Source organism: Micromonospora sp. NPDC048887, from assembly GCF_040649715.1.
Classification (GTDB): domain Bacteria; phylum Actinomycetota; class Actinomycetes; order Mycobacteriales; family Micromonosporaceae; genus Micromonospora.
The window spans coordinates 1-25,574 of sequence record NZ_JBEZGA010000017.1 but is presented as its reverse complement, the minus strand read 5'-3'; the positions used below and the strand labels follow the sequence as shown (position 1 = coordinate 25,574).

The 25,574-nt window shown below is 72.9% G+C and carries 30 protein-coding genes, 1 tRNA gene and 1 pseudogene; 16 read left to right on the top strand and 16 right to left on the bottom strand.

Annotation, left to right across the window (positions count from 1 at the left end):
- Nucleotides 1-33: 33 nt before the first annotated feature.
- The 3 genes from AB0C17_RS23360 to AB0C17_RS23350 are packed head-to-tail and all read right to left on the bottom strand — an operon-like array spanning nt 34 to nt 1,643.
- On the bottom strand, nt 34-243 hold the full coding sequence (locus AB0C17_RS23360; protein ID WP_354871007.1) for a hypothetical protein: 210 nt from the start codon (nt 241-243) through the stop codon (nt 34-36).
- A 25-nt stretch (nt 244-268) separates the two neighbouring features.
- On the bottom strand, nt 269-493 hold the full coding sequence (locus AB0C17_RS23355; protein WP_269704453.1) for a hypothetical protein: 225 nt from the start codon (nt 491-493) through the stop codon (nt 269-271).
- A gap of 49 nt (nt 494-542) precedes the next feature.
- Entirely contained in the window at nt 543-1,643 is a 1,101-nt protein-coding gene (locus AB0C17_RS23350) for a 3-deoxy-7-phosphoheptulonate synthase (protein WP_357386372.1), read from the bottom strand.
- 252 nt (nt 1,644-1,895) lie between these two features.
- Between AB0C17_RS23350 and AB0C17_RS23345 the strand changes: the two genes are divergently transcribed.
- Nucleotides 1,896-2,117 (top strand): hypothetical protein, encoded by a 222-nt coding sequence (locus tag AB0C17_RS23345; protein WP_357480469.1) that lies wholly within the window; start codon nt 1,896-1,898, stop codon nt 2,115-2,117.
- Here the strand turns inward: AB0C17_RS23345 and AB0C17_RS23340 are convergent.
- On the bottom strand, nt 2,092-2,805 hold the full coding sequence (locus AB0C17_RS23340; protein WP_357480466.1) for a phosphodiesterase: 714 nt from the start codon (nt 2,803-2,805) through the stop codon (nt 2,092-2,094). The two genes, AB0C17_RS23345 and AB0C17_RS23340, sit on opposite strands and share 26 nt — an antisense overlap.
- Before the next feature lie 85 nt (nt 2,806-2,890).
- Between AB0C17_RS23340 and AB0C17_RS23335 the strand changes: the two genes are divergently transcribed.
- From AB0C17_RS23335 to AB0C17_RS23310, 6 genes are all read left to right on the top strand, one after another.
- Nucleotides 2,891-4,180 (top strand): pitrilysin family protein, encoded by a 1,290-nt coding sequence (locus AB0C17_RS23335; RefSeq protein ID WP_357480463.1) that lies wholly within the window; start codon nt 2,891-2,893, stop codon nt 4,178-4,180.
- Nucleotides 4,180-5,523, top strand: a complete 1,344-nt coding sequence (locus tag AB0C17_RS23330) for a pitrilysin family protein (RefSeq protein ID WP_357480460.1) — start codon at nt 4,180-4,182, stop codon at nt 5,521-5,523. Before AB0C17_RS23335 ends, AB0C17_RS23330 begins: the two co-directional genes overlap by 1 nt.
- Before the next feature lie 97 nt (nt 5,524-5,620).
- A complete protein-coding gene (locus AB0C17_RS23325) occupies nt 5,621-6,643 on the top strand; it encodes an aspartate-semialdehyde dehydrogenase (protein ID WP_357480457.1) in 1,023 nt (340 codons plus the stop codon).
- A gap of 81 nt (nt 6,644-6,724) precedes the next feature.
- Nucleotides 6,725-7,141, top strand: coding sequence for a CBS domain-containing protein (locus tag AB0C17_RS23320; RefSeq protein ID WP_357480454.1), 417 nt, complete (start codon nt 6,725-6,727; stop codon nt 7,139-7,141).
- A gap of 160 nt (nt 7,142-7,301) precedes the next feature.
- Complete coding sequence (locus tag AB0C17_RS23315) at nt 7,302-7,673, top strand: SCP2 sterol-binding domain-containing protein (RefSeq protein ID WP_357473331.1); 372 nt, start codon at nt 7,302-7,304, stop codon at nt 7,671-7,673.
- Nucleotides 7,673-9,733: a glycogen debranching N-terminal domain-containing protein gene (locus AB0C17_RS23310; RefSeq protein ID WP_357480451.1), complete on the top strand. Its 2,061-nt coding sequence runs from the start codon at nt 7,673-7,675 to the stop codon at nt 9,731-9,733. The genes AB0C17_RS23315 and AB0C17_RS23310 overlap by 1 nt, the downstream gene beginning before the upstream one ends.
- Nucleotides 9,734-9,780: 47 nt before the next feature.
- Here AB0C17_RS23310 and AB0C17_RS23305 read toward each other — a convergent pair whose 3' ends face one another.
- Nucleotides 9,781-10,170 carry a VOC family protein gene (locus AB0C17_RS23305; RefSeq protein ID WP_357386232.1) on the bottom strand — a complete coding sequence of 130 codons (390 nt, stop codon included), beginning with the start codon at nt 10,168-10,170 and terminating at the stop codon, nt 9,781-9,783.
- A 77-nt stretch (nt 10,171-10,247) separates the two neighbouring features.
- On the opposite strand from AB0C17_RS23305, the gene AB0C17_RS23300 reads away from it, so the two are divergent.
- A complete protein-coding gene (locus AB0C17_RS23300; protein WP_357480448.1) occupies nt 10,248-11,000 on the top strand; it encodes a lysophospholipid acyltransferase family protein in 753 nt (250 codons plus the stop codon).
- Between the two features lie 40 nt (nt 11,001-11,040).
- On the opposite strand, the gene AB0C17_RS23295 is transcribed toward AB0C17_RS23300, so the two are convergent.
- The 4 genes from AB0C17_RS23295 to AB0C17_RS23280 form a co-directional block, all read right to left on the bottom strand.
- Nucleotides 11,041-11,784 carry a hypothetical protein gene (locus AB0C17_RS23295; protein ID WP_357480445.1) on the bottom strand — a complete coding sequence of 248 codons (744 nt, stop codon included), beginning with the start codon at nt 11,782-11,784 and terminating at the stop codon, nt 11,041-11,043.
- A 74-nt stretch (nt 11,785-11,858) separates the two neighbouring features.
- Nucleotides 11,859-12,575 (bottom strand): response regulator transcription factor, encoded by a 717-nt coding sequence (locus tag AB0C17_RS23290; protein WP_357386238.1) that lies wholly within the window; start codon nt 12,573-12,575, stop codon nt 11,859-11,861.
- Nucleotides 12,545-13,699 (bottom strand): hypothetical protein, encoded by a 1,155-nt coding sequence (locus AB0C17_RS23285; RefSeq protein WP_357480552.1) that lies wholly within the window; start codon nt 13,697-13,699, stop codon nt 12,545-12,547. Before AB0C17_RS23285 ends, AB0C17_RS23290 begins: the two co-directional genes overlap by 31 nt.
- Before the next feature lie 31 nt (nt 13,700-13,730).
- On the bottom strand, nt 13,731-14,906 hold the full coding sequence (locus AB0C17_RS23280; RefSeq protein ID WP_357386240.1) for an ATP-binding protein: 1,176 nt from the start codon (nt 14,904-14,906) through the stop codon (nt 13,731-13,733).
- 257 nt (nt 14,907-15,163) lie between these two features.
- On the opposite strand from AB0C17_RS23280, the gene AB0C17_RS23275 reads away from it, so the two are divergent.
- The 3 genes from AB0C17_RS23275 to AB0C17_RS23265 all read left to right on the top strand — a co-directional run bounded on the left by AB0C17_RS23275 (nt 15,164) and on the right by AB0C17_RS23265 (nt 16,962).
- The gene (locus AB0C17_RS23275; RefSeq protein WP_357480442.1) at nt 15,164-15,604 is read left to right on the top strand and encodes a hypothetical protein; all 441 of its coding nucleotides are present in this window, start codon (nt 15,164-15,166) and stop codon (nt 15,602-15,604) included.
- Entirely contained in the window at nt 15,601-16,002 is a 402-nt protein-coding gene (locus AB0C17_RS23270) for a pyridoxamine 5'-phosphate oxidase family protein (protein ID WP_357480439.1), read from the top strand. The genes AB0C17_RS23275 and AB0C17_RS23270 overlap by 4 nt, the downstream gene beginning before the upstream one ends.
- A gap of 108 nt (nt 16,003-16,110) precedes the next feature.
- Complete coding sequence (locus AB0C17_RS23265) at nt 16,111-16,962, top strand: aminopeptidase (protein ID WP_357386246.1); 852 nt, start codon at nt 16,111-16,113, stop codon at nt 16,960-16,962.
- 28 nt (nt 16,963-16,990) lie between these two features.
- Here AB0C17_RS23265 and AB0C17_RS23260 read toward each other — a convergent pair whose 3' ends face one another.
- Complete coding sequence (locus AB0C17_RS23260; RefSeq protein WP_357386248.1) at nt 16,991-17,350, bottom strand: MerR family transcriptional regulator; 360 nt, start codon at nt 17,348-17,350, stop codon at nt 16,991-16,993.
- Between the two features lie 74 nt (nt 17,351-17,424).
- Here AB0C17_RS23260 and AB0C17_RS23255 point away from each other — a divergent pair, with 74 nt between their 5' ends.
- Nucleotides 17,425-18,153 (top strand): SDR family oxidoreductase, encoded by a 729-nt coding sequence (locus tag AB0C17_RS23255; RefSeq protein ID WP_357386250.1) that lies wholly within the window; start codon nt 17,425-17,427, stop codon nt 18,151-18,153.
- Nucleotides 18,154-18,184: 31 nt separating this feature from the next.
- Here AB0C17_RS23255 and AB0C17_RS23250 read toward each other — a convergent pair whose 3' ends face one another.
- Nucleotides 18,185-18,682, bottom strand: a complete 498-nt coding sequence (locus AB0C17_RS23250) for a hypothetical protein (protein WP_357386252.1) — start codon at nt 18,680-18,682, stop codon at nt 18,185-18,187.
- A 172-nt stretch (nt 18,683-18,854) separates the two neighbouring features.
- Between AB0C17_RS23250 and AB0C17_RS23245 the strand changes: the two genes are divergently transcribed.
- Nucleotides 18,855-19,277, top strand: a complete 423-nt coding sequence (locus AB0C17_RS23245) for an Imm10 family immunity protein (RefSeq protein WP_357386253.1) — start codon at nt 18,855-18,857, stop codon at nt 19,275-19,277.
- A gap of 86 nt (nt 19,278-19,363) precedes the next feature.
- Here the strand turns inward: AB0C17_RS23245 and AB0C17_RS23240 are convergent.
- Nucleotides 19,364-19,436: transfer RNA gene (locus AB0C17_RS23240), tRNA-Arg, on the bottom strand.
- 171 nt (nt 19,437-19,607) lie between these two features.
- On the opposite strand from AB0C17_RS23240, the gene AB0C17_RS23235 reads away from it, so the two are divergent.
- The gene (locus AB0C17_RS23235; protein ID WP_357386255.1) at nt 19,608-20,342 is read left to right on the top strand and encodes a hypothetical protein; all 735 of its coding nucleotides are present in this window, start codon (nt 19,608-19,610) and stop codon (nt 20,340-20,342) included.
- 64 nt (nt 20,343-20,406) lie between these two features.
- Here AB0C17_RS23235 and AB0C17_RS23230 read toward each other — a convergent pair whose 3' ends face one another.
- Together AB0C17_RS23230 and AB0C17_RS23225 are read right to left on the bottom strand one after the other, a co-directional pair.
- Entirely contained in the window at nt 20,407-21,423 is a 1,017-nt protein-coding gene (locus tag AB0C17_RS23230; protein WP_357386257.1) for an alpha/beta hydrolase, read from the bottom strand.
- A gap of 157 nt (nt 21,424-21,580) precedes the next feature.
- Nucleotides 21,581-21,991 carry an HPF/RaiA family ribosome-associated protein gene (locus AB0C17_RS23225; RefSeq protein WP_357386259.1) on the bottom strand — a complete coding sequence of 137 codons (411 nt, stop codon included), beginning with the start codon at nt 21,989-21,991 and terminating at the stop codon, nt 21,581-21,583.
- A gap of 285 nt (nt 21,992-22,276) precedes the next feature.
- Here AB0C17_RS23225 and AB0C17_RS23220 point away from each other — a divergent pair.
- Nucleotides 22,277-22,441: pseudogene (locus tag AB0C17_RS23220) on the top strand (single-stranded DNA-binding protein); the annotation flags it as partial.
- Between the two features lie 22 nt (nt 22,442-22,463).
- Nucleotides 22,464-24,014, top strand: a complete 1,551-nt coding sequence (locus AB0C17_RS23215; RefSeq protein WP_357480434.1) for a recombinase family protein — start codon at nt 22,464-22,466, stop codon at nt 24,012-24,014.
- Nucleotides 24,015-24,146: 132 nt separating this feature from the next.
- Here AB0C17_RS23215 and AB0C17_RS23210 read toward each other — a convergent pair whose 3' ends face one another.
- Complete coding sequence (locus AB0C17_RS23210; protein ID WP_357480431.1) at nt 24,147-24,584, bottom strand: hypothetical protein; 438 nt, start codon at nt 24,582-24,584, stop codon at nt 24,147-24,149.
- 67 nt (nt 24,585-24,651) lie between these two features.
- A complete protein-coding gene (locus AB0C17_RS23205; protein ID WP_357480428.1) occupies nt 24,652-25,113 on the bottom strand; it encodes a hypothetical protein in 462 nt (153 codons plus the stop codon).
- Nucleotides 25,114-25,574 lie beyond the last annotated feature (461 nt).

The following is a 25,574-nucleotide window of genomic DNA, read 5'->3' as shown; positions in this document are numbered from 1 at the left end:
CGCGCGCCGGCCCTCTTCCGTGCCTCCCACCCGTCAGGTGGGGGTGGTGCCGTGGTCCTCGCCGGCCCAGCCGCGCGACGCCTCCGGCTCCCGCTCGTCCTCGTCCTCCCCGGTGACGATCTCCCGGTCCACGGCGGTGCGGTCGTGCTCGTTGGCGAAGTCCGGCTCGGGCAGGGTGTCGACGCCCTCCGGGGGCTGGCCGAGCGCCGCCAGGTGCTCGTGGTCGGGGTTGCGGTCGGTCATGTCGCGTCCTCTCGTCGGCGGGGGCTCAGGCGACCGTGCCGCCCAGCAGATCGGCCGCCTCGTCCGCCGCGTACTCGCCCTCGGGGAGCGCGGCGATCCGGGTGAGCAGTTCCGCGGGGAGTTCGGCGGCCACCGCCCGGCGGTAGATGTCCGCCTGGGTGATCCGCTCCTGGCCGTGGTAGATGTCGTCGAGCAGGTCGTCGAGCGGCCTGGTGTCCGGCTGCTCGGTAACGGGCGCGTCATCGGTCACGCCGACCACCTACCCGGCCCCGAACCGGTCAAACTCGCCCCAACCCCGCTCAGGTCCGCGCCGGGAGCGTGGCCCGGCGGGCCCGGACGGCCTGGGCCAGGTGCTCCAGGACCTCGGCCGTGGTGTCCCAGCCGATGCAGGCGTCGGTGACCGACTGGCCGTACGCCAGCTCCCGGGTCGGGTCCAGGTCCTGCCGGCCGGGGGCCAGGAAGCTCTCCAGCATGATCCCGGCGATCCCGCGCTGACCGGCGGCGAGCTGGGCGGCCACGTCGGCGGCGACGAGCGGCTGGTTGCGGTGGTCCTTGCCGCTGTTGGCGTGGCTGGCGTCGACCACCACGCGTTCCGGCAGGCCCGCGGCGCGCAGCAGCTCCAGCGCCCCGGCCACCGACTCCGCGTCGTAGTTCGGCCGGCCGCCCCCGCCGCGCAGCACCAGGTGGCCGTCCGCGTTGCCCCGGGTGTGCATGATCGCCGGGGTGCCGGAGACGTCGATGCCGGGGAAGACGTGCGGCACCCCGGCGGCCCGGATCGCGTCCACCGCGGTGGCGATGCTGCCGTCCGGCCGGTTCTTCATACCGATCGGCATGGACAGCCCGGAGGCGAGCTGCCGGTGCACCTGGCTCTCCACGGTCCGCGCCCCGATCGCGCCCCAGGCCACCGTGTCCGCGATGTACTGCGGGGTGATCGGGTCGAGGAACTCGCAACCCACCGGCAGGCCCAGTCGCAGCACGTCCAGCAGGAGCGCCCGCGCGGTACGCAGGCCGGTGTTCACGTCGCCGGAGCCGTCCAGCGCCGGGTCGTTGATCAGGCCCTTCCAGCCCACCGTCGAACGCGGCTTCTCGAAGTAGACACGCATGACCACGAGCAGGTCGTCGGCGACCCGCTCGGCGGCCTCGCGCAGCCGGCCCGCGTACTCGAGGGCGGCGGCCGGGTCGTGCACGGAGCAGGGGCCGACGACGACGAGCAACCGGTCGTCCTCGCGGTCCAGTACCCGGCCGACGGCCCGGCGGCCCGCCACGACGGCCTCGGCCAGCGGGGTGTCGAGCGGCAGGTGATGGTGCAGCAGGGCCGGGGTGGTCAGCGGCACCACACGGTCGATGCGCTGGTCGATGACCCGATGGGCATCCTGGGGGGAGGTGGTCACGGTGGGGATCCTTCCGCCGACCGTGCCCCCGTGCCGGCGCCCGGGGATCGAGCCGGCTGCTCGCGTGCGAAAGGCAAGGAAAACGATCCCTGCCCGGCCGGCTCGAAGAGGAAGTGACGTCAGCTCATGGTCGAGTCACCGGCTCCTCCAGCCGGCTTCCTAAACCATCGATACGACCGCGTCACGTCGGCCAGCCTACCCGACGCGCGCCGGAAAGCCCGCTGTCGTTCCGAAGTGCGGAACGCGGGGTATGAGAGCGCCATGACCACGAGCCACGACCCGAGTGATCAGGAACGAATCGAATCCCGAGCGCATCTGTTGCCGGAGGAGGCGGCGGCGGGCAGCGACGACGCCGAGGCGCAGGCCGACGCGATCCTCGCCGAGTCCGACACCCGCGAGGCGGACCAGAACGCCGCCCCCGACACGGTGCTGGAGCACCGCACCTCCGAGCAGACCGTCACCCCCATCGAGCCGCCCGACTGAGCCCCGCACCCCGGGCCCGGCGGGACCCCCGGTAGCTGTCGTCCCGCAGCCGGGCCAGCGGGCCGGTCAGTCGCAACCCCGGCGGTACGTTGCCGACCGGATCGAACGCGAGCGCGGCGTCCTCGGCGGCGCCGCGCTCGTCGTCGAGGCGTACCTCGCCGAACGGCCGCCAGCGGCCCACCGCCGAGGCCACCGCGAGCACCAGCCGGGCCTCGCCGCCCGCCACCACCGCGCCCGCCCCGGCCAGGCCACGGCCCAGGTCCGGTGAATCCGGGTCGGCCAGCACGGCCAGGAACAGCCGCCGCCCGCCGGCCCGGAACGGCATGATCGACGTGTACGTCCCGGTGAGGCGCCGCCGGGGCAGCGGCAGGTTCCGCAGCACCGGTGCGGCGCAGCTGGAACTCCACAGCAGGTCCACCGGCGGCTCGGGGTCGCGGTGCAGCCGTACCGCCACGCCCAGCACGTCCGGCCAGGCGCCCGGCGTCGGCACGCCCTTGGAGAGGCGGATCGTGGCCGGCCACCGGCCGGGTGAGTCGAGCAGCGGCACCCCGGTCGGCGGTCCCGGCGTACCCCAGATCCGGGCCTCGCCGCCGAACGTGCGCCCGGCCGGGTGCAGCAGCCGGGCGTGCCGGAGCCGGGCCAGCGCGGCGGCGGCGCGCTCGACGGCGGAAGACGTGGTGGTGGCCATGCCCGCACGGGTACCCCGGCGCGCACCGACGATGCTCCGGCGTGCGTGTCACCTTTCCGCCTCCGAGATCGGATAGCGTCGTCTCATGCCCGACAGCGGTTTCCCCTGGCCGATCGAGACGACCCGACTGGACAACGGCCTGCGCGTGGTGGTGAGCGAGGACCGCACCGCCCCGGCCGTGGCGGTCAACCTCTGGTACGACGTGGGCTCCCGCCACGAGCCGGCGGGACAGACCGGCTTCGCCCACCTCTTCGAGCACCTCATGTTCGAGGGCTCGGTGAACGTGGCGAAGACCGAGCACATGAAGCTGATCCAGGGCGCGGGCGGCTCGCTCAACGCGACCACCAACCCGGACCGGACCAACTACTTCGAGACGGTCCCGGCCGAGCACCTGGAGCTGGCGCTCTGGCTGGAGGCCGACCGGATGGGCGGGCTGGTGCCGGCGCTGACCCAGGAGACGCTGGACAACCAGCGCGACGTGGTCAAGAACGAGCGCCGGCAGCGCTACGAGAACGTGCCGTACGGCGACGCCTGGCTGCGCCTGCTGCCGCTGCTCTACCCGCCCGGCCACCCGTACCACCACGCCACGATCGGGTCGATGGCCGACCTGAACGCCGCCGACCTGGCCACCTTCCAGGAGTTCCACAGCACCTACTACGCGCCGAACAACGCGGTCCTCACGGTGGCCGGCGACACCACGGCGGCGGAGGTGTTCGCGCTCGCCGACAAGTACTTCGGCGGCCTGGCCGCGCGCGCCGACATCCCGGCCGCGCCGGACGGCCGTACCGTGCCGGCCACCGGCCGTCCCGCAGTGGAGACGGTCACCGCCGACGTGCCCGCCCCCCGCGTCTACCTCGCGCACCGCACCCACCCGTTCGGCACACCGGGGTACGACGTGACGACGGTGCTGGCCACAGTGCTCGGCAGCGGCCGGGGCAGCCGCCTCTACCAGCGGCTGGCCGACGGTGAGCGGATCGCCCAGCCGGACCTGGTCGGCGCGTACGGGGTGGATCTGGCGCACGCGCCCGCCCCGCTGATCGCCACCGCCACGGCCCGCCCCGGGGTGAGCGCGCAGCGGCTGCGCGACGGGCTGGCCGAGGTGGTCGACGAGCTGGCCACGGTGCCGGTGACCGCCGCCGAGCTGGACCGGGCCAAGGCGCTGCTGAGCACCATGTGGTGGCGGCAGATGGCCACTGTGGACGGGCGGGCGGACACGCTCGGCCGCTACGCCACCCAGTTCGGCGACCCGGCCCGCGCCGCCGACCGGCTGCCGGCCTGGCTCGCGGTGACCGCGGAGCAGATCGCCGAGCAGGCCGCCGAGCTGCTCGGCGCCGACGACCGGGTGATCCTGACCTACCTGCCCGAGGAGAAGTGATGTCGCTGATCACCACCCGTCCCGGCCCCGGCGCCGCCCGCGCCTACCGGTTCCCGCAGGTGGTCCGGCGGACGGTGGCCGGCGGCCAGGTGGTCGCCGCGCACCTGCCCGGGCAGAACCTCGCCGTCGCGCTGCTGCTGCTCGACGGCGGCGCGGGCCGGGAGCCGGTCGGCAAGGAGGGCCTCGGCGCGGTGCTGGCCAAGGCGCTGGAGGAGGGCACCGCGCAGCGGGACGCCACCGCGTACGCGCTGGCCATCGAGGCGCTCGGCACCGAGCTGGCGACCGGGCTCGACTGGGACTCGTTCCAGGTGAGCGTGCAGGTGCCGGTGGACCGGCTGAGCGCCGCCGTGGAGCTGCTGGCCGAGGCGGTCCGTACGCCCCGGCTCGACCCGGCCGACGTGCGGCGCGTACGCGACGACGAGGCGACCGCGCTGCGGATGGACTGGGCCAACCCCGGCCCGCGCGCCGACGCGGTGCTGCGCGCCGAGCTGTTCGGCGCGCAGCACCGGTGGGGCCGCCCGCTCTACGGCGACCCGGACAGCGTGGCCGCGCTGGAGGTGGACGACGTGACCGTCTTCCACTCGGAGTGGTTCATCCGCCCCGGCACGCTCGTCGTCGCCGGTGACCTGGAGCGGATCGACCTGGACGCGCTCGCCGCGACGGCGTTCGCCGGCACCGGCGGGGGACCTGTGGAACGCGGCGCCCCGATCGAGGTGCCGACGGCCGGGCAGCGGCGGATCATCCTGGTCGACCGGCCCGGCTCGGTGCAGTCCACTCTGCGCCTCGGCCACCCGTCCCCGCACCGGGCCCACCCGGACCACGTGCCGATGACGCTCGCCGGCACCGTGCTCGGCGGCGCGTTCACCTCCCGGCTCAACCACCTGATCCGTGAGGTACGCGGCTACACGTACGGGATCCGGGGCGACTTCGCCTCGTCCCGGCGGTTCGGCCGGTTCGCGGTCAGCTCCGGCGTGCAGACCGGGGTGACCGCGCCGGCGCTTGTCGAGTCGGTGGGCGAGATCTCGCGTACCCAGCTCACCGGCGTCACCGAGGACGAACTGGAGGTGGCGCGCTCCTGGCGGGCCGGGCAGCTCTCGGTCGAGTTGCAGAGCCCGCGGGCGATCGCCTCGGCCCTGACCACGCTCGTCGTGCACGACCTGCCGGACGACTACCACGCGCGGCTGCGGGAGCAACTGCTCGCCGCGACAGTCGAGGAGGTCTCCGCCGCTGCGTCGACGTACCTGCACCCCGAGTCGCTGACCATGGTGGTCGAGGGGGACGCGGCGGTCATCCGGGACGAGCTGGTCGCCAGCGGTCTCGGCGAGGTGGTCGACCACACCTGACCGGACGGGGCGGCGGGCCTGTGATTCCCGTCGCCCCCCATCCGCGCGGTGGGAAACGTTTCCCACCCGCGCCGCCCGGCTGGGTAGCCTCGCGGGCATGAGGATCGGCATTGTGGGAGCCACCGGCCAGGTCGGTGGCGTCATGCGGCAGGTGCTGGCGGAGCGCGAGTTCCCGGCGGAGCAGGTGCGCCTGTTCGCCTCGGCCCGGTCGGCCGGGCGCACGCTGCCCTGGCGCGACGGCGAGGTCACGGTCGAGGACGCGGCCACCGCGGACTACCGCGGGCTGGACATCGTGCTCTTCTCGGCGGGCAAGGGCACCGCGAAGGAGCTGGCTCCCCGGGTCGCCGAGGCCGGCGCCGTGGTGATCGACAACTCCTCGGCGTTCCGGATGGACCCGCGGGTGCCGCTGGTGGTGGCCGAGGTCAACCCGCACGCGATCGCGGACCGCCCGAAGGGCATCGTGGCCAACCCGAACTGCACCACGATGGCCGCCATGCCGGTGCTGCGCCCGCTGCACGACGAGGCCGGACTGGTCAGCCTCGTCATCTCCACCTACCAGGCGGTCTCCGGCGCCGGCCTGGCCGGCGTGGCGGAACTGGACGAGCAGGTCCGCAAGGTGGCCGAGGGCGCCACCGGGCTCGCCTTCGACGGCGGGGCGGTCGAGTTCCCGGCGGCGCGCTCGTTCGCCCGCCCGATCGCCTTCAACGTGCTCCCGCTCGCCGGCTCGATCGTCGACGACGGCTCCGACGAGACCGACGAGGAGCAGAAGCTGCGCAACGAGAGCCGCAAGATCCTGGAGATCCCCGGGCTGAAGGTCTCCGGCACGTGCGTGCGGGTGCCGGTCTTCACCGGCCACTCGTTGCAGATCAACGCCCGGTTCGCGCGGCCGATCGCCCCGGCCCGTGCCCGTGAGCTGCTCGACGGCGCACCCGGCGTGGCGCTGCGCGACGTGCCGACGCCGCTGGAGGCGGCCGGCCAGGACCCGACGTTCGTCGGGCGGATCCGGGCCGACGAGACCGTCGAGCACGGGCTCTCGCTGTTCTGCGCCAACGACAACCTGCGCAAGGGCGCGGCGCTCAACGCCGTGCAGCTCGCCGAGCTGGTCGCCGCCGAACGCTGACGCCGCCGTCGTGCGCTCCTCCGCGTTACCCCGGCTCGGCCGGCGGGTAGACCGCCGTGCCGACACCGAGAGGGGAGCACCATGACAACGGTCGGAGAGTTCATGACGACCCGGTTGGTGACGATGGACGGCAACGACACGCTCATCGCCGCGGCGCAGGAGATGCGGGACAGCGCCATCGGCGACGTGGTGGTGACCGACGGTGACAACGTGGTCGGCATCGTGACGGACCGGGACATCACGGTACGCGGCGTGGCGGAGGACATGGATCCCACCTCCACCCGGCTCAACCAGATCACCAGCCGGGACGTGGTGACCGTGAGCCAGAACGACGACGTCGTGGCCGCCGCCGACCTGATGCGCACGTACGCGGTCCGCCGGCTCCCGGTGGTCGACGACGGCCGTCTGGTCGGCCTGATCTCCATGGGTGACCTGGCGGTGGAACGGGAACCCCAGTCGGTGCTCGCGGACATCAGCGCCGACGACCCCAACAACTGACCTGTCCGCCGCGATGACGCCGGTCCCCGGTTCGGGGGCCGGCGTCGCTTGTCCGCGCCGTGCGCCGGGCTCACCCGGTTCGGGCGAGGTTGACCCCGGGCCGGGTGGGGACACGGAGCCTCGGACAGGTGGACCGCGGATCGCGGGAGGAGTCACCCGGATGGTGGACATGACCACGAGATTCTTCGAGGACCTGGATCGGCGCGGGTTCGAGCCGCTGCTGGCCAAGACATCCGGGACGCTCCGCTTCGACCTGCACGAGGGCCCGCACACCACGCACTGGCTGCTGGAGATCGACCACGGGAACCTGCGGGTCCGGCAGGAGGACGGCGAGGCCGACACTGTCGTCGGCACCGATCCGCGCCTGTTCGCCGAGATGGTCGGCGGCGAGGAGAACCCCATCGCGGCGCTGCTGCGCGGCGACATGACAGTCGTCGGGGACCTGCGGCTCGTGTTGCAGGTCGAGCGGGTCTTCCCCGGCCCGCCGGCCTCCCGGGGACCGCACCACACGTTCGCCGGGAGGGCCGCCTGATGCCCGGCGGGAACACCGTCCGGATCCTGGACGGCAACACGTTCGTGGTGAGCCAGGACACCGGCGACATCGAGGCCACACCGAGCGAGCCGACCGGCCTGTTCTCGCTCGACACGCGGTACCTGTCGAAGTGGGTGCTCACCGTCAACGGCGAGCGGCTCAACGCGTTGTCCTACGACGACCTGCAGTACTACGAGGCCCGGTTCTTCCTGGTGCCCGGCGTGGCCACGCACTACATCGACGCGAAGCTGTCGGTCATCCGGGAGCGGGCGGTCGGCGGCAGCTTCCGCGAGACGCTGACCATCCTCAACCACGACGAGAAAGCGGTCGACCTGGAGATCCGGATGGACGCCGGGGCCGACTTCGCCGACCTGTTCCAGGTCAAGGACGAGATCCTCAACAAGAAGGGCGAACACTACGCCGAGGCCGATCCGGACCGGCTGCGCCTGGGCTACCGGCGCGGCAACTTCCGGCGCGAGACGTTCGTCTCGGCCAACCGGCCGGCCCGCTACGACCAGCGCGGCTTCGCCTGGAGCATCCGGTTGGAGCCCAACGAACAGTGGGACGCCGTCATCGACGTGCAGACGTTCGCGATCGGCCCCGGCGGCCGGGACCTGCGGATGGGACTGCGCGCGCACGGCACCGAGCGGCTCGCGCTCCAGCACGACCTGGAGGAGTGGATCAGCCGGGCCCCGAAGCTGAACAGCGAGCACGAGGAACTCGCCGCCACGTACCGGCGGAGCCTTGTCGACCTCGCCGCGTTGCGCTTCTCGCCGCTGTCGCTCGGCGGGCAGACGCTGCCCGCCGCCGGCCTGCCCTGGTTCATGACCATGTTCGGCCGGGACAGCATCCTCACCTGCCTCCAGGTGCTGCCGTTCGCGCCGGAGATGTCGAAGACCACGCTGCGCATCCTCGGCGCGCTCCAGGGCACCCGGTTCGACGACTTCCGGGACGAGGACCCGGGCCGGATCCTGCACGAGATGCGGTACGGCGAGACCGCCGCGTTCGAGGAGCAGCCGCACTCGCCGTACTACGGCTCGGTGGACGCGACGCCGCTGTTCGTGGTGCTGCTCGACGAGTACGAGCGGTGGAGCGGCGACGGCGCCCTGGTCAAGGAGCTGGAACGGGAGTGCCGGGCCGCGCTGAAGTGGATCGACGACTACGCCGACCTGCTCGGCAACGGCTACATCTGGTACGAGCGGCGCAACACCGACACCGGCCTGGAGAACCAGTGCTGGAAGGACTCGTGGGACTCCATCTCGTACGCCGACGGCACGCTGCCGCCGTTCCCCCGCGCCACCTGTGAGGTGCAGGGGTACGCGTACGACGCGAAGACCCGGGCCGCCCGGCTGGCCCGGCTGTTCTGGGACGACCCCGCGTACGCCGATCAACTGGAACGCGAGGCGGCGGAGCTGAAGCGGCGCTTCAACGACGACTGGTGGGTCGCCGACCAGGGCTTCTACGCGCTCGCGCTGGACCCGGACGGCCGCCAGTGCGACGTGCTCAGCTCCAACATCGGCCACCTGCTGTGGAGCGGGATCGTGGACGAGGAGCGGGCGCCGAGGATCGCGGAGCATCTGCTCAGCCCCCGGCTCTGGTCCGGCTGGGGGGTGCGGACGCTGGCCGAGGGCGAGGTCCGCTACAACCCGATCGGCTACCACAACGGCACGATCTGGCCGTTCGACAACTCGTTCACCGCGTGGGGCCTGCGCCGGTACGGCTTCGCCGAGGAGGCCGCCACCGTGGCGAACGGCATCCTCGACGCGGCCACCTACTTCGACGGCCGGCTGCCGGAGGCGTTCGGCGGCTACCAGCGCGAGCTGACGAAGTTCCCGGTGGAGTACCCGACCGCGTGCAGCCCGCAGGCCTGGTCCACCGGTGCGCCGCTGCTGCTGTTGCGGACCATGCTGGGGCTGGAGCCGCACGAGGGGCACCTGGTGGTGGACCCGCGGCTGCCGGTGGGCATGGGGCGGATCGAGGTGCTTGACATCCCGGGCCGCTGGGGCCGGGTGGACGCGTTCGCCAGGGGCCGGCTCGACCTTGACGAACCGGCCGGCTGAGCCGGCTCAGCCGCCGGGCGGCGGCTCGGTAACCGGCCGGCGGTGGCTCAGTGGCCCGGCGGCGGCGCGGTGTGCGCCTCGTTCGGCGGCAGCAGGCAGAACTCGTTGCCCTCCGGGTCGGCCAGCACGGTCCAGCGCGGCAGCTCGCGCACGACTGTCGCGCCCGCCTCCAGCACCGCGGCCCGCTCCTCGGCGTCGCCGACCAGGTCGAGGTGGATCCGGCCGGGCGCCGGCAGCACGTCGGCCGGGCTGATCCACAGGTCCGGACGCCGGCCGTGCGGATCACGCAGCAGCACCGCCTCGGTCGGCGCGAGCGTGCCCTCGGTGAGCTTCACCCGATCCTCCTCGACCAGCGGCAGCCCGGTGACCGCACTCCAGAACGGGGCGAGCAGGTAGGGGTCGCGGCAGTGGATGACGATCGCGGCGAGGTCGGGCATGCCTCGAACCTAGTCGCCGGCGACGGCGGTCAGATCGGCCCTACGGTCGCGTAACCTACTCGGGGTAAAGTTTCGGCATGTCGGAACTCGTGTACCCCCCTGTGATCACCGCCGCCAAGACGATGTTCCGGCTGCTCGACCTGCGTCTGGACGTGTCCGGCAGCGAGCACGTGCCGGCCACCGGCGGCGCCGTCCTCGCGTCCAACCACGTGAGCTACCTCGACTTCATCTTCTGCGGCTACGGCGCCCACCCGGCGAAGCGGCTGGTCCGGTTCATGGCCAAGGACAGCGTCTTCCGGCACAGCGTCTCCGGTCCGCTGATGCGCGGCATGAAGCACATCCCGGTCAACCGCGCGGCCGGCGCCGGCTCGTACTCCACGGCTGTCGCCGCGCTGCGCCGGGGCGAGGTGGTGGGCGTCTTCCCGGAGGCGACGATCAGCCGCTCCTTCACCGTCAAGGACCTGAAGAACGGCGCGGCCCGGATGTCGCAGGAGGCCGGCGTGCCGCTGCTGCCGGTGGCGCTCTGGGGCACGCAGCGGCTGTGGACCAAGGGCCGCCCGCGTACGCTGACCCGCCGGCACACGCCGATCACCATCATCGTCGGCGAGCCGATGGACCCGGCCGCCTACCCGGACGCCACAGTCATGACCGCCGACCTGCGTACCCGCCTGTCGGCGCTCGTGGACCGGGCCCAGCGGGAGTACCCGGACAAGCCGTCCGGCCCGGACGACGCCTGGTGGCAGCCGGCCCACCTGGGCGGCGGCGCGCCGACCCCGGAGGAGGCGGTCGAGCTGGACCGGTCCGAGCGCCGCACCCGCAGCGCCTCCTGACCGCGCCCGCGCCCGGCGACCCGCCCGCGACGGGGGAGCGTCAGCAGGCGGAGCCGGGCCGGTCGTGCGCCGGGAAGCCGGACCACGACCACTGCGACGTCTCGGCCTCCGGCGAACGGTAGTAGTCGTCGCGGGACAGGAACTCCACCGGCAGCGAGCCCGGCAGCGTCACGGTGCCGAGCGTCGGGCCGGGGGAGGCGGCCACCCGGACGGCGAGCGCGTCCCGTTCCGGCCGGGACAGGTCGACCAGGTCGGCGTTCGCCAGCCGGAAACCGGCCACCGCGCGGCGCACCTGCCGGGCCAGCGCGGCCACCGTCCCGACCGGGCCGGTCAGCGCAAGCGCGGGCTGCCTGATGGTACGCAGCGCGTCGCAGACGACGCGCAGCTCACCGCTGCCGTCGCCGATCTCGGCCAGGTCCAGCCGGGACGGCCACTGCCAGCGGATCTGCGCGCTGACCAGGCGGGACAGCCGGCCCGGGCGCCGGTGCCGGGCGTCCGTCCGGCCGTCCCGCCCGGAGACCAGTGACAGCTCGGAGCCGGTGCAGACGTACGCGATCCGGCGGTCGGTCACGGTGACCGTCGCCGGGGTGGGCAGCGACCAGCAGCGGACGTCCTCGCTCGGGCCGAGCAGATGACCGGCGACGCGCAGGCGATGCTGGCCGAGCAGGCGTTCGCCCGGCTCGGGCACCAGCTCGTAGCGCCGGTCGAGCACGGGACGGGTGGGGTCGTCGTCGGCGTCGAACCGGTGTGGCCCGACGAAGAAGGGTGTGGCGTCCTCCGGCACGGTACGACCTCCCGATGACGGTTGGCGGTATCGGAGAGCCTGCCGGATTCCCGAGGTGACTGTCATGACGCCTGTTAGGGGGTCGGCCGGTCGGCCGACGCCTGCGACCGGTAGATGCCGATATCTTCCGGTCGGACGAGTCCGTCCTCGATCGCCCGGGCGAGCAGCGCCGACTTCGTGGCGGCCGGACGACCCGCTCGGGTGTACTTGATCCGCGCCCGGTCGACGTACTGCTTCACGGTGTGCTCACTGATCTGCATCCGGCGGGCCACCGACGCCTTCGACATCGACTGGAACCACAGCAGCAGCGCCTCCCGCTCCTTGTCCGACAGGGACGGACGGTCCGGCCGGGCGTCACCGACCATCGCGCCGGCCAGCGCCGGCGGCACGTACGGCCGGTCGCTCGCCGCCGCCAGCACAGTGGCCACACAGTGCTCCCGCCCCTCGTGCTTGGCCAGGAACGCGACCGCACCGGCATCGAGCGCGGCGAGCATGGTCTGCGGGTCGCTGTGCTCGGAGTAGACCACCACCCGGCGCCCGGCCGCGCTCAGCTCGGCCAGCTTGTCCAGCACCATCCGGCCGTGCAGGCGCAGGTCGAGCAGCACCACCTCGGCGTCCGGCGCGGCGCGCAGCACCTCGTCCGGGTCGTCGCCGGTGGCGAGCACCCGCAGCCGTGGTTCGCCGGACAGCCAGGCGCGCACCCCGTCGATCACCACCGGGTGGTCGTCCACGATCGCCACCCCGATCGGGGTGCCGGCGTTCACGTCCGCCGCCAGCGGGTCTGCGTCCATCTGATCTCCCCGTCGCGTTCGTGCAGGTGCTCCACCGGCCCGTAACCGCCGGCCGCCGGCTCGTCAGGGCCGTCGTGATCCGGTGTCACCAGGCTGACCACCACCTCGTCCGGGCCCGCGACCACAGTCAGCCGGGCCCAGCCCTCAGCCGCGGCGAGCGCCGCCGTGAGCGGGTCGGCCAGCCCGCGCCGGATCTCCACCGGCAGCTCCGGTGGCGTGCCGACCGACACCAGGTCGATCGGTAGTCCGTTGCGCTCGGCCAGGTCGGCCGCCGCGCGCAGTTCGTGCAGCAACGCGTCCGGCACGTCGTCCGACTCCGCGATCAGCCGGCGCAGCCGGGCCGCGGCCAGCACCGCGCGCCGCCGTACCGCCGGGTCGGCCGGGTCGGCCGCACCGGCCGCCAGCTCGGCCAGCACCTCCTCGGCGGTGCCGCTGACCAGGGCCAGGCGCGCCTGCCGTTCGGTGCGGGCATGCTCGGCCGCCTCCTGCTCCGCCGCCACGGCGAGCGTCGCCGCGGCGGTGGCCGCCCGCTCCCGGGCCTGCGCGGTGATCGCCGCCGCGCCGACGAAGACCGCCACCGGCAGGGTGGAGGTGCCGTAGACGTACATCGCGGTGCGGCTCAGGTCGGCCGGGGCGGTCGCCCCGTAGAACACCACAGCCGCCAGCGCGATCGCGCCGTGCGCGGTGAGCATGACCAGCAGCCAGCGCGCCGGCCGCTGCCAGATCGCCAGCAGGAAGAACCAGGCCAGGCCGCCCCACACCCAGTTGGCGGTGCTGAACAGGAACCGCTCGCCGGCCCCCGTGACCACCGCCGCGTCGACCACCAGCAGCACCGCGGCCAGCGGCCCGGCCGGCGGCAGTCCGCCGCGCAGCAGCCGTACCCCCGCGCCGACGCCGACCAGCGCGGTCACCAGCCAGCCCGCCGCCACCACGGCCGGGGCCGCCATGCCCTGCCCGGCCCGCGACACGGCCGGCAACGCGACCCCCAGATGCCAGGCCGCCGCGATGACGATCACCGCGATCCGCGCGCCCTGGTCGGACGCGTGGGCCACCGCGTGCGCCTCGGGCGGGGCCGTCGGCGCTCCGGATCGCGCCGCCGCACGAGGCCGGGGCAGCGGCCGCAGCGCGGGGCCGGCCGTCGCCGCCGTGCCCGACTCAGTCGCCACCGGACCACTCCAGCCGGATACGGGTGCCGGCGCCAGGGGCGGAAGTCACCACCGCCCGACCGCCCACAGTGCTCATCCGCCCGTGGATCGACTCGCGCAGCCCGTACCTGTGGGCCGGGACCGTCGCCGGGTCGAAGCCGGGACCGTCGTCGGCCACCTCGACCACGACGGTGTCACCCTCGCGGGCCAGGCGCAGCGCCGCCGCCGCGCCCGGCGCGTGCCGCGCCACGTTCGCCAGCGCGGCGGCGGCGCTGTCGGCGAGCGCCGTGACGACCTCCGCCGGCAGCCGGCACGGTTCCAACGTCGCGGTCACCGCCGGGCCGGGCGCACCGGCGAGCAACTCGCGCAGCCGTTCGTCCAGGTCGGCCTCGGCGGGTGCGCTCGCGGTCCGCGCCCCCGCCAGGGCGGTGAGGGTACGCAGGTCGTGCACGCACCGGTCGCGCAACGTCGCCGAGTCGGGCACCGCGCCGAGGCCGACCATGGTGAGCGTGCCCAGGACCGTGTCGTGCAGGTCGCGGTTGTGCCGCCGTTCGGCCTCGCGGGCGGCGCGCGCCACCACCGCCTCGCGGGACAGCCGCTGGTAGTCGGCGAACGCGGCGTCGGCGCGGGCGATCCGGCGGCGCATCACCGCTGTCATCACCGCCGTGCTGCCGGTCTGCACCAGCAGTGTCGCGACGTGCGCCCGCGCCTCGGCCGGGTTGCCGGCCAGCGTGGTGCCGGTGCCGTACGCGGCGGCGACCAGCAGGCCGGCCGGCACGGACCAGCGGGCCGGCGCGGTGGCCTGCGCGTTGATGATCGTCGAGCTGGCCAGCACCGCGATCCAGCTCGCCTCGCCCGGCAGCACCTCCGGCGCGACGAGCCACGGCACGGCGAGCGCGGCGGCGGTGGTCAGCGCCACGTCACCGGCGACCAGCGGGCCGTCGATGCCGTGCCGGAACGCCCGCCACGCGTACCAGACCGACCAGGCGGTGAGCACGACGACCGCGGGGATCAACAGCGCGACCCGCACCGGCGGCGTACGCACCGACAGCGCGACCACCGCGCCGACCAGGCCGCAGGTGAGCCGCAGCAGCGCCGGCAGGGTGGTGAAGATCAGGCTGAACGCGTCACCCGCCGGGCGGGCCAGCGGGGGCCGTGGCAGCGGCATGGCGGCAGCGACCGGCATCGGGGGGATGTCCTTCCGGCAGCGACCCGGCCGGGTCCGCGCGGGCTTAGATCGACGCCGGAGAATAACACGGTTTGTCGCAACTGGTCACCCTTGGTGGTTGACGAGTTTCGCTCCGCCGTAAAGTAGCCGCCCTCCGGCCCGGCGTTCAGCGGCGCGGATCCCGGGTGCGCTGTGCCGACATCGGTCGATGGCCGGCGAGAAGGGGAGGCCGGGTATCCGGTTAACGCTTGTCCGGGCCTCCTATCCTGCCGATCATGGCGTATCAGCAGCCCCCGGTCCCGCCCAAGAAGTCCAAGCGAACCCTGTTCATCGTCCTGGGCGTGGTGCTCGCGCTCTGCTGCTCCGGCGGCGTGTTCGGCGGATTCCTCCTGTTCCGCGTGGTGAAGGACGCCACCGGGCCGGCCCGATCCGCTGCGGAGACGTTCGCCGAGGCGATCGTCGACCGCGACTATCCGGCCGCGTACCGGCAGCTCTGCACCCGGGTACGCGAGCGGTTCAGCGAGGAGGAGTTCGCCCAGCAGCGGGCCTCGCAGCCGGAGTTCACCGGCTACGCCATCACCGGCATCAACGTGTCGAACAACAACGGTCTGGTGAGCGGGTCGACGACCATCCGCTTCACGCCGGAGGTCGGCAACAAGGTGACCCAGGAGTTCCCCATGGTCAAGGAGGACGGGGAGTGGCGGATCTGCGAGTGAGCCGGGCTGAGCTCGCGGCGGACGTCGCGGACCGGCTCGCCCGCGAGCGCAACGTCTGGCTCTGCACGCTGCGCCCGGACGGCTCCCCGCACGTCACTCCGGTGTGGTTCGTCCACACCGACGGCGTCTGGTGGATCGCCTGCGAGGGACGCAGCGTCAAGGCGCGCAACGTGACCGCCGACCCCCGCGTCTCGCTCGCCCTGGAGGACGGCGTCCACCCGGTCGTCGCCGAGGGCGAGGCCCGCGTGCACCATGCCGCCTTCCCGCCCGCGATCGTCGCGGCGTTCGCCGAGAAGTACGCGGGATGGGACATCCGGCAGCCGGTCACCACGGACGGGGACCGGGTGCTGCTGGAGGTGCCCGTCCGGCGGTGGCTGCTCGCCGGAACGGCACGCTAGTCCCGCTCGTCGACCGCCACCGCTCGGCGGCGTACGCGATCATGCCCAAGACCACCGACGAAAACGGCGGGTCCTCGCGGCCCGGATTCCTGTGCCACTCTCTCCGCCATGCGCTTGTCGTCGGGCCTGCGAGTCGCCGCGGTCGTCGCCGGTCTGCTGTCGGTCGGAGCCGCGCTGCTCGCCATGCGGGAGGCTTCGCTTCTGTGGGCGGTGGTCACGCTGGCGGCGCTGTGCGGCCACGCCCTCACGGCCTCCGGCACCCGCCGGGCGCGGTGGGGCGCCGCCGCCGGTGCCGGGCTGTTCGCCCTGGTGGCGGCCGCGAACATGCACCGGCACCGGGAGCAGGCGGCGGACGCGGGCGAGCCGCTACGGGGCCAGGCGGCGGCGCGGGCGTACCTGCTGGAGAGCTGGCAGGACGGCCTCGACCGGCAGCGGCTGACCGCGTGGGGCCTGGCTCTCGGCGTACTCCTGCTGGGTGTCGCCGTGTCGGCGGCTCCGGCGCGCGGCGGGCGGCGCGGTGTGGTGACGACGGTCCTGGCGGTGGTCGTGGTCGTCTGGTGCGTGGTGAGCGTGGCGCTGACACCCGGCGAACCGCCGCTGCCCGACCTGTTCGTGGCGGTGTGGCCGGCGTTGCTCGCCGTGCTCGTGACCGCCGGGGTGCTGGCGTCGTCCGGACGGCGGAGCGACCGGCGCGGGCTCCTCCCGGCGGGAATGGCCCTGCTGTCGGTGGTCGCGGTGTGGACCTGCGCGGATCTCGCCTCCACATGGGCGAGCTGGTGGACGTTCGTCGAGCCCGCGAAGGGCGCCTTCCTGCAACCCGGCGTCATGGTGAGCGTGGACGCTCCGGCGGCAGGCGCCCTTGAGGTGTCCTCGGCGGTGGAGATGGCTGTCGCGCTCGGCGGCGTGGGGCTGGCGGTCGTCGGCGCGCTGCGCGCCCGCCGGGAGGCCGAGGACCGCTGAGCACCCTGCCGGGTCCGGCGGGCCGCGCCTACGGGTGCGTGTCGGTGATCGCGATGACCTCGTCGAGGCGGTCCAGCGCGGCCCGGAGGTCGTCGACCTTGGCCTGGATACGCTCGCGCTCGGCGCGCAGCATGGCCCGCTGCCCGGGATCGGTGTGCCCGGAGTCCCAGCACGGCAGGAGTTCGGCGATCCTGCGGCTGGTCAGGCCGGCCGCGTACATCTGCTGGATGAAGCGCACCAGCGTGACCGTGTCCGGCCGGTAGAGGCGCTGGCCGGACGCGCTGCGCCGGGGGAGGAGAAGGCCCTGCTGCTCGTAGTAGCGCACGGCACGCACCGAGACACCGGCGTCGCGCGCCACCTCCCCGATGCGGATCAGCGGCTCGGTCACGGTGACCCCTCTCACCCCGGTGTCGGCGATCAACACTTGCCTCTGACGTCAACGTCAGGTTTTAGCGTACCGGCATGGACATCAACGAATCGGTAGCCCTCGTCACCGGAGCCAACCGCGGCCTGGGCCGCGCCTTCGCCCAGCGCCTGCTCGAACGCGGTGCCCGCAAGGTCTACGCGACCGCCCGCCGCCCCGAGACCGTCGACCTGCCCGGCGTCGAGGTGCTTCCGCTGGACATCACCAGTGCCGCGTCGGTGCGAGCCGTCGCCGCTGCCGCGCCGGATGTCACGCTGCTCGTCAACAACGCCGGGATCCAGACCGGAACCGACCTGGTGACCGGCTCGCTGGACGGGGTACGGCACGAGGTGGAGACCAACGTGCTCGGGCATCTGACGATGATCAGGGCGTTCGCACCGGCGCTCGCCCGGCACGGCGGCGGTGCGATCGTGAACGTGCTCTCCGCCATGTCGTGGTTCGGGACCAGGGGCGCCGGCGCCTACCACCTGACCAAGGCCGCCGCGTGGGCCATGACGAACGGCGTACGCCTGGAACTCGCCGACCAGGGCACGCTCGTGACGGCGGTGCACCTCGGCCTGGCCGACACCGACATGTCGGCGGGCTGGCCCGTCGACAAGATCGCGCCGTCCGAGCTGGCCGACGCGGCGCTCGACGGTGTCGAGGCGGGTTCCGCCGAGGTGCTGGCCGACCAGTGGAGTCGCGACGTCAAGTCCCGGCTGACGCTGAAGCCGGAGGAGTTCAACGCCGCGATGGACCGGGCCTTGGCGGCGCTGACGGCTGCCTGAGCGGGCTTCGGCCATCCAGTCGCGCTGACGATCACGGCTCGGCGACGTTCGACCGCCGGGCCCTGATCGTCACCCACGCCATGGTCACGAGGAGCACCACGGACACCACAGCCGCCCCGGCCACCAGCGGGTTGACGAACCCCGGCACCAACTCCGGCCCACACGTGGTGTCATGCAGTGGCCAGATGGACGACGACCCACCCGCTCGCTCCGGGTCGTACGGCATGTCGCCACGCATCGCGATCCGGCACCTGTCGTCGGGGTCGGTCGGCAAGCCGGACGCCATTCGGCTCAGCCCGTAACCGTATGTGGCAAGTGCCGTCAGCACCGGCCCGGCGATCAGCAACCAGCGGACACGTCTCTGTCGTCTGGCCGGGTCGGGTGTGCTCATTCGTCTTCGCGCGTTCACCAGGACGAGCAGACCCCACAGGGGCAGCGTCGCAGCGCCGACCGCGAGCAACGGCCACGCCAGCGTTAGCAGCACCAGGACGACGTAGGCCGACATCAACGCGAACCGGGTGAACTCCATGGCGGCCACAACCTACTAGCTGTCGCTCGCGATCTGGTGCCTGTGCCCGTACCGATGGCTGTACCGCACCTGTCTTGACCGAAGGCGGGACGCCACCATTCGTACGGAGGTTGCACGGCTCCTGACCGATGAGCAAGATCAGCGGCAGGACAGCCGACCGAAGGATGACGCGATGGGCACCTCACACGGATTCGCACCGTCGACCCTGCGCGACGTGGGTGAGGAAGACGATGGCGTCTACGTCATCGCGGTGGGCGACACCGGTGAACCAGAGTCCTGGCAACTGGCCCTGATGGAGTGCGACGAGGATGCCCTGGAAGACCCGCAGGAAATCGCCTTGGGCTTTGACACGTACTGCCTGGTGGTCGATCCGGGGCAGGCTACCCACTACGGCGGAGTCGTCGAATGTGAGGTGACCGGGACGCGGCTGAGGCTCAAGCTCACGAGCGAGGCGGCCCAGGCACTCGCGTTGCCGACCGATGCCACCTTCGGCCTGCACCTGACCGCTGATCAGGTTTCGATGCTCAAGCGTGGCCTGACCCGGGTTCTCACATCCGGCCGCAGCGACGCTCGACCCACGCTGCTGCTCAACTAGCTAGCTGCCCACCACCCGCGAACCGGAACCGTTCGGCGACTCCGTCTCAACCGGTGGCGTCAGCCGCCGACCTGCGGTGGTGGGGGTGCGCCCGGCAGGATTCGAACCTGCGGCCTTGGGATTAGAAGTCCCCTGCTCTATCCGCTGAGCTACGGGCGCGCGCCGACGATCGTCGCGCCAAGAGGGTACCGCCGCTCCCCACGTGTCCGGGGGTACGGGTCGGCGCGTCCGTTTCCGTCCCTCAGCGTCCCATGCCGGGGCCCGGACCGGCACCACAGTTCCGGCGGGTCCGGCGCGGGCCGGGCGGGCCGCGATCCGTACCCTCGTCGGATGCTGCTCGACCAGGAAACCGAGAACGAGATCGTCTTCGAGCTGTGCCAGCTCCTCGGGCGGGCCATTCTGCCCCTCACCGGCTCGGACGCGCCGGGAGCGCCGGCGGGCGTCGCCGGCACCGCCTTCTTCTACAGCGAGCTGGTCGGCGCCACCGACGACGGCGAGATCGCGCACGAGTGGCTGCTCACCGCCGACGCGCTGACCGGCCGGGCGTACGGCGAGATCGGGTTGCGGCCTAGCGTCACCGACCCGGCCGAGGGGGCGGACGAGCCGATCGACCTGCCCGGTTTCGCCGACCACTGGCTGCACCTGCCCGAACTGGGGATCGCCGCGATGCCGACCGGCGGCCTGCACGGCTACGCCGACGATCGGGGCTGGTGCTGGCGTACCCAGCAGGTCACCGAGGCGGTGGCCGCGCCGCCCGGCTCGGTCGCGCGGATCGGCGCGGCGCCCGCGTCGGCGTTCGTGCTGGCGCTCGGTGTCGGCGACGGCGGGTCGCGGCCGTTGGAGGCGGTGGTCGAGCGGGTCGCCCGGGACGGCGGCGAGGTGCGGGTCACGACGGAGCTGCCCGCAGGTTATGTGGGCGCGCCGGTGTTCGCGGTCGAGGCCGGGCCGGACGGCGGGCCCGTGCTGCGCTGCCTGGGCGTGGTGCTGCCGCCGCGCGCGGGCGGGCACCCGGTCGCGACGTTCGACCGGATCCGCGCCGCGCTCGCGGCGGTCGTCGCCGACTGAAGTGGCCGTCCGGCGGCGGGACGGCCGACCGAACCCGACGTCCCGGCGGTGGGACGGACCGGCCTCAGCCCTCGGCGTTCGCGTCGGCCGGCCTGCGCGGGGCGGGCGGCGTCGTCGGCTCCGGCTCGGTCGGCCCGGCGCGGAGGAAGCCCTCCGCCCACCGTCCGACCTCCGCGAAGACCTTCTCGCGTACGCCGGGACTGGACAGCGTGAGGTCGTGCAGCCCGCCGTCGAAACGGGCGAGCGTGACGTGCCGCCCGAGGCGGGGCGCCCAGCGCACCATGTGCTCGACGTCGAGCACCGCGTCGGCACCGGTGGCGCTGTCGTGCCACTTGGCGCCCCGGAAACTGCGCGTGGAACAGGCGAGCAGCACCGGCACCGGGATGTCCAGCCCGGCCCGCAGGCGGCGCTGACCGGCACGGATCGCGTTGATCCAGCCGGCCCGCACCGGGAATCCGGCGAGCGGCTTCCAGGCCAGGTCGTACCGCCACTCGCCCCGGTGGTCGGCGTGCAGGCTCTCGCCGTACACCGTGCCCAGGCCGAACGGCAGCACACGCCGCGGCGCCCGGCGGCCCAGGCGGGAGACGGCGGCCGCGAGGGGGCGGCGGACCATCCAGGGCGCGTTGATGTCGAAGAAGGGGCTGTTGAGCACGATCCCGTCGACCAGGCCCGCGTCGCGGCGGTCGTGCGCCCAGAGCGAGATGATCAGACCGCCGGTCGAGTGGCCCATGGCGAGCAGGGTGTCGTGGCCCTCCTCGGCGCGGATGATCTCCGCGGCGGCGTCCAGCTCGGGGAAGTAGTCGCTCAGGTCGCGGCAGAAGTTCGGGGTCTGGTGCGGGAGCAGGCTGCGGCCGTACTTGCGCAGGTCGAGCGCGTAGAAGTCCCAGCCGCGCTCGGCGAAGAAGTCGGCCACGTGGGTCTGGAAGAAGTAGTCGACGAAGCCGTGCACGTAGAGCACGGCGCGGCCGGTCGGGCGGTCGGTCCGCCGCCGCACGAGGGTCGCGACCACCGGCCCCTCGTCGTCGGTGCCCAGCTCGATCGTCCGCCGCTCGTAGGGGGCGCCCAGCACGTCCGGTTCCACGACCGCGACGGTACGCCGCCGCGCTACCCGGCGGTAGGGGTGGTGAAAGGAGGGGGCCCTTGTTAACGCCTCCGGTAGAGGAAGGGCCCCCTGTTAACAACGCCTCGGCGCAGGACGGCCCGCCCGCCGGCACCGGGCGGGCGGGCCGTGCCGGAATTCATGCGGTCTCGGCGTCCTCGCGCTCGGCGTCCAGCAACGGGGTTCCCTCGGGCTGGTCGACGGCGCGCAGGTGCTTGTTGTGGCGCGGCTCCTGCCGGGTCTTCGCGTCGTTGAGCTTGCGGCGCAGGTCGTCCCGGACGTCGTTGAGCGCGGCGTGCAGATCCTCCTCGGTCGAGGTGGTGACGATCTTCTGCCGCCCGGCGATCCAGCACTCCAGGGTCACCTTCTGGCCCCGGGCCTCGCGATCCTTGACGGACACCTCCAGCTCGGTGGCGTCGGCGTGGAAGCCGGCGAGCCGGGCGTCCAGGGTCCCGAACTGCTCGGCGATCCAGTTGCGGTCGCCCTGGGAGAACCCGGCGCCGACCCGCAGGCACTCGGCCACGGTCGCGGGGTTCGCCACGGCGCTCATCGCGCTGCCTCGCGGACGTCTCGGAGAAGCATCGGAGCTCCCTTTCTCTCGGTTGATCACAGACATACCCAACCGGCCTGATTCCGGAACGCCTGCCTGCCGGCTCCTCTCGATCATGCATCGCCGCAGGTCAGGCCCGTAGGGCCGGTCGGCCTAGCAGATCGGGACCTTGATCAGGTGGTTGTCCACAGGGCCGCCCGTCATCCACAGGTCCGGGCCGGCGGATGGTCCGGGCGGGGCATCCGGCCGACGCTCACCGGGACAAGCCGATCCCTGGGAGGGGCGATGTTCGATACGTACGTGACGATCGTCGGCAACGTGCTCACCGCGCCGGAGTGGCGCCGTACCACGCAGAGCGGAACGCTGGTGGCCAACTTCAAGGTCGCCTCGACCGCCCGCCGGCTCGACCGCGACAGCGGCCGCTGGGTCGACGGCAACAGCCTTCGGGTACTTGAGGTTACCATCTCCCACTATGGGCACGGCACTGAAAGACCCGCTCGGCCGCATTCGGGCGATCATCTACGTACGTCTCTCGTCGCACCGGGGCGACCTCGACCCGTCGACCTCGCCCGCGAGGCAGGAAGAGGTCTGCCGCGCGTACTGCGCGGCGAAAGGCTGGGACGTCCATCCGCATGTCGTGCGCGACCTGGACGTGAGCGGGTCCGACAAGGGTCTCAGACTCGACCGGCCGGGCCTCGGCGAGATCCGCGAGCGGTGGGGCGAAGTCGACGTCGTGATCTTCGCGAAGATCGACCGACTGGCGCGCAACGTGGTCGACTTCCGGACCTTTGCCGAGGAAGCCGAGCAGCACGCCGCGGCGCTCGTGAGCGTCGCCGAGTCGCTCGACCTGACCACGCCACACGGGCAGTTCGTCGCAACCATCATCGCCGCCTTCGCCGAGATGGAAGCGAAGACGATTGCGAAGCGGACGCTAGACGGGATCGCCGAGACCAGGAGGCTTGGCAGGTGGGCGGGCGGCGCGGCACCGTACGGGTATCGGGTGGTCGCGGCGGCGAACGGCCCCGGCTACGTCCTCGCCCCTGACCCCGAGGCGGCGGACGTCGTCCGCGAGGCGGCCGAGCGGGTGCTGTCCGGCGAATCGCTCTACCGGATCGCCCACGACTTCAACGCACGGGGCGTGCCGACCCGCTCGGCAATGCTGATTGCCCAGGGCCGCACACGGCGCACGAAGCCTGCGCCGTGGTCAACTCAGGTCATCTCACAGATGCTCGTCAACCCGGCGACCGTCGGTCGGTCGGTTTACCGGGGCGAGGTGATGCGCGGCGACGACGGTCTGCCTCGGCAGCTCTGGGAGCCGATTCTCTCGCTCGACACGTGGCACCAGTTGCGGGCAGCGCTCGCGGCCAACGGTGACGGCGTCGAGGGACGCGGGCGGCGGGTGCGGGCGGCGCGTCTGCTCTCCGGTATTGCGACGTGCGCGGGCTGCGGCAGAAAGCTCTACGCCTCGTCGCGGAAGCACGCGAGCGGGGCAACCGTGCCGACGTACGCCTGCGCAGCTCGGCGCAACGGGCAGGGCTGTAAGGGCGTTGCGATCACAGCCGAGATGACCGAGCAGTACGTCGAGCGCGAATTTCTGCGCATGGTCGGGCACTGGCCGGTCGTCGAGGTCGTGACGGTGGCGGTCGACGATGGACGGCGGGCCGACATCGAGGCGGCCATCGCCGACACGGCGCGGCAGATGACCGAGCGCGGCGCAGACGTTCCGGCGCTCGCGGCGCGGCTCGGCGAGCTGCACGCGGCGCGGGAGGCGCTACCCGCTACGGCGGTCACGGAGATGCGCGAGGTCGAGACCGGCGAGACGTTCGCCGAGGCGTGGCAGGCGCGAGACGTCGACGGGCGGCGCACGCTGCTTGTTTCCGCCCGCGCTCGTGTCGTTGTCCATCGCGCGGCGGTGCGTGGGCGAAAAGTCTTCGACGAGTCCCGCCTCGACCTTCAGCTCGGCGTCTTCGACGACCCAGAGGCGCAGCGGCTCGCCGAGATCGCAGCCGAAGAGGCGATGTAGCGCTCGCCGACGATCGCACGGCGTGATTGCCGGGGGCGCTCTCCGTATACGACGGCAACGCACGAGGGTTTGAACACGTCGAGGCCCGCCCTCACGCCTACTCAGGCGTTGAGAGCGGGCCTCATTCGTGCGTCAGCTCCGGCGGGCTCGCGGAACGCGAGTCGGGTACGGCGCGATCATGCGCTCGATGACGGTCCGGATCATCGCCTGCTCGACCGGGCTGATCGGCGACCCCTCGCCTAGAAGCGTGGCGAGACGAGTCAGCAGCGGGTCGAGCTGCCGCTCAGTGTGCGGCTCTGGTCTTGACTGAAGGGGGACGGTTGGGTCGGTGGTGTCGCGGGTGGCGTGTCCCGCAAGCACGAGTAGGTCAATCTCCGGTACCTGGAGTGCCTTCGCGAGTTTGGTCGCGCTCTGCGACGAGGGCCGCTCCTGGCCGTTGAGCCACTTCGACATCATGCCGTGATTGACGCCTGCCAATCGTGCGATGTGGCTCGGGGTCTCCGTACCGAGCTCCTTTGCGCGTGTCAGCACGTAGCGTCGAAAGCCCTCAGCGTCCCAGGTCGCTCCCATGAAAGGGACCGTAGATGATTGCGCCCACTGCTGACAGGAGGGACGCACCAAGCTCTGACGGCGGCGGTCACTCGGTCGCCTCGTCGTCGCCCAGGTCGCGAACGACGTACATACGCTCGCGGGCAGACCGCGCGGGCGTCGTCGGCGTCGGGCGGGCCTCGTCGGCGGCGCGGCCGATGACCCATCGGTGCGCTCGCATACCGGCGGCCGAGAGGCCGAGAGAGTCGCCGTACTGCCGCACGAGAGTCGACCTCGCGGCGAGCGCGCCCGGCAGCTCGGCGGCGGCGAGGTTACGCACGTAGAGGCCGACCTCGATTTCGAGGCCGAGGCGCTCCCATTCGATCGCTTGCGGCTTCGCCCAGAGGGCGGCCCAGAGTTCGGCCTCGCGGGGCGATGGGTCGAGCAGCGGGAACGGCGGCGGGTCGGCCTCGCGGCCCTCGGCAGGCAGCACGGTCCAGTCGGCGAGATTGGCGCGCAGTGACGTCGGCGAGGCGCGGCGACCGCCTCGGGCATGACCGCCTCGCGGCATGGTTGCTCCTAACAGAGTGTGACGGCGAAGCGCTCGCAGGGCCTCGCCCAAGACTTTTTGAAATGGCCGACTAGAGAGACGCCTCCCCGGCGGTCCCACGGCCTGCGGCTTTGGGAGGTGCCCCCCACCCCTCGGCGGGCGAGAGTCACGCAGGGTGAGCTGCGGCCTCACCGCAAGAGGTCGCGGTCGAGGTCGTGCCATGCACGCAGCGCTTTGCCGGCGAGCACGGCAGGTGACGCGAGGGCGAGCAGGCAACGCGCCTACCCGCCCTCGGTCGCGTGTGTCAGGTCGTCGGGTTGTCGCTGCCCTGCTCGGTCGCCTCGGTGCCCGGCACGCTCAGGCCACGCCGTGCGAGGCGAGCAGCCTTCGCCGCAGAGCGGTCGGCGAGGTGTGCCTCTCGGATCGCAGTCTCGTCGATGCGACCCTCGCGCAGCGCGGCGACGAGCTGCTCGGGGCGCAGC